Annotated in this window: 2 protein-coding genes; both read left to right on the top strand. The window is 37.7% G+C overall.

Annotated features, from left to right (window positions below; translation table 11 throughout):
• Nucleotides 1-435 (top strand): P-loop NTPase family protein (locus LJE72_RS25845; RefSeq protein ID WP_229251008.1); only part of this gene is annotated, 435 nt, incomplete at its 5' end.
• A 506-nt stretch (nt 436-941) separates the two neighbouring features.
• Nucleotides 942-2,195: a DNA polymerase Y family protein gene (locus LJE72_RS25840; protein WP_229251007.1), complete on the top strand. Its 1,254-nt coding sequence runs from the start codon at nt 942-944 to the stop codon at nt 2,193-2,195.
• The last annotated feature ends 675 nt before the right edge of the window (nt 2,196-2,870 follow it).

The raw sequence follows: 2,870 nt of genomic DNA, 5'->3' as shown, positions 1-2,870 counted from the left end.
ACTGATGTACCATTTACACAAAAGAGAAAAATAGAAGAGCGTCAAGAACTTTTAAAAAAAAATGTGAATAGTACATCTGATTGGATTTTGTCAGGTTCGTTATGTGGTTGGGGGGATATTTTTATCCCGTACTTCGATTTAGTTGTCTATTTGTCACTACCAAAGGAAATTCGGATAAAAAGACTAATTGAGAGGGAAAGACAAAGGTATGGAATGGAAATAGAAGAAAATGGGAACATGCATCAAATGCACAAAGAATTTGTAGAGTGGGCTTCGAAATATGATGAAGCTGGACCTGACATGAGAAGTAAGGCCTTACATGATATTTGGCTTTCGAAATTACCCTGTCCAATTTTAAAAATAGAGGGCGACAAGACTGTAGAAGAACGTACGAATATAGTAAAGGAACACTTGAAACGGCTTGATAAGGTCTAGAACCTTAAACTTCCAGTTATTCTTAGTATGTGAAGTAAATGCCTTACTGAGGGGAAAACGGCACAGCAGTCCGTGGCGAAGCTCTAGTTTTGACCGCTTTAGGTCATAGCTATCAACTATTACATCTTTATACCCTTTAATTACAATTCGTACGTCATTGCTCTCTACAGCAAGGACGTATTTTTTTATTGATATTCATATAAATATTGGTTACAATAAGAATGGTTGTTCTGATAAAATAGAATATATGTACTAAGAGACGAATGAAATGACAGATTCATGTGTTGATTGCAATCGAAAGACTTATTGCCTTGAGCCGTGTGAACAGTAGTTAATCCAACATGATAAATGCCCAGTGTGCCAAAACAAACTCATCCGATCAGGAGGATGTACCGAGTGCATTACTGTGATTGGGCAAAGTATAGTTAGTATGGCGATGCTATTTGCTGTTGTTCCAATATCAAGTTTTTTTTGTAAAACTAATGTTTTTAGAATAGGGTGAGGGTATGAGTCAACGAATTATATTTCATATTGATGTGAATTCTGCGTATTTGTCATGGGAGGCTGTTCACAGGCTTCAGCATGGTGAACCCTTAGATCTAAGAACTGTACCCTCTGTGGTTGGTGGAGACCCAGTGACTAGGCATGGCATAGTATTAACTAAGTCGATTCCTGCCAAGAAATTCGATATTAAAACGGGTGAGAGTATTTTCAGTGCCAGTGCAAAATGCCCTGACCTGATTATCGTTCGCCCAAATTATTCTTTGTATATGCAGTGCAGTAAAGCATTCGGTGACATTCTCCGTGAGTATTCCCCTTTAATCGAACAGTACAGCATAGACGAATATTTTGTAGATTTCAGTAACATGAGTTTACTATATAAAGACCCAGTTGAAACGGCATACATGATTAAAGATCGAATTAAAAATGAGCTAGGCTTTACAGTAAACATAGGTATAAGCACGAACAAAATCCTAGCAAAGATGGCGTCAGAATTAAAAAAACCAGATAAAGTACATACAATTTTTCCTGACGAGATCTCATCGAAAATGTGGGTTCTTCCTATTGAGGAGTTATTTATGGTTGGTCGGGCAACTGCAAAGAAGTTGAGGAGCAGGGCAATTAATACAATAGGCGATCTAGCTCACTATGATCCTAAGATCATTAAGCTATTTCTGAAGAGTCACGGCATGTTGGTCTGGAATTATGCTAATGGAATCGAAGGCAGTCCAGTTAGAGAAAATCGCAGACCAATGATTAAAGGCATCGGCAATTCGACAACAATTGCTTTTGATGTTGAGGATAAAGGGACTGCACATTTGGTCTTGATGTCATTGACTGAGACAGTAGCCACTAGGTTACGGCAAGCAGGTTATTGTGCTAGGTTGGTATCTGTTTCATTAAGAACGAATGAGTTTTATAATTGTTCACACCAGAGGAAGATCTTCTCTGCAATTGATTGTACTGACGCAATACATGAAGTGGCTTGCGAATTGTTTGATGAGCTTTGGAAGGGTGAACCTGTCCGACATCTTGGAGTTCGTGTTTCTGAGTTATGTCAGAATGATTTCCATCAGCTAACTCTATTTGAGAAGGATTATGTTAAGCAACGTACCATGGATAAGGTAGTTGATTCAATACGTGAGAGGTATGGGAATGGTTCAGTGTTTAGATCATCATTTCTGAATAGCGGAGTTCGCTTCAGCAGTGGAGGGACATTGGATGATGAGGAATATCCGATGATGTCTAGTCAATTGTAAATGAGTCGCTAACAACGAACCACAGACTTTGTGTACTGTCGAGGATCAAATCTGCCCCATCAAGATTTACAAACCTTAAATTCGCTACAAAAAGATAACCATAATTTTGGTAGTCTTTCGTACTACTTTCCTACTTTTCATGATTGACACAATCTAATTATAGTAATACAAGCCCTGATAACCTTAGAAAGATTTGGCTGTCACTACCTATTAGCGACAACTAGATCAGAACGGGTGATGTTCAACGACCATTATACCTGTGCTAAATGAGAACGCAAAAATCTGACAATAATTCAATACAAGAAGCTGTAGAAACATTACGGGGACAAAATAGATTATACTATACATAACTCTTCTTCAACTATCTAAATGGGATTTAGACTTTTCTTTAAGGCACTTGCTTACCTCTTGCTGATTCAATATATTAAACGTACTATGAACGGTTTTAATTCAAAGTGTTGACCCTGCAAGGAAAAAGTTCTTAAATAATTGCTTTAGTTCGGAATGAGCTGGTACATTAATATGAAACTAACTCCGTAGAGAGCGGACATAAATCAGGAACGTCCAAAGATAAATACATGGACGTTCCTGATTATTTATAAGAAATAGGGGTAGAGCAGAGATAGAGTACAATTAAGTTCGCAAAATTAAAAAAGGGAAAACCATCGGTTACTC

Source organism: Desulfosporosinus shakirovi (assembly GCF_020595055.1).
Taxonomy (GTDB): Bacteria; Bacillota; Desulfitobacteriia; order Desulfitobacteriales; family Desulfitobacteriaceae; genus Desulfosporosinus; species Desulfosporosinus shakirovi.
Note: the sequence above shows the minus strand (reverse complement) of the source record. Positions and strands in the feature narration are given on the sequence as shown.

Excerpts from the sequence above, each read along its gene's own strand:
- LJE72_RS25840 (WP_229251007.1), top strand. The coding sequence starts at position 942 with ATGAGTCAACGAATTATATTTCATATTGATGTGAATTCTGCGTATTTG.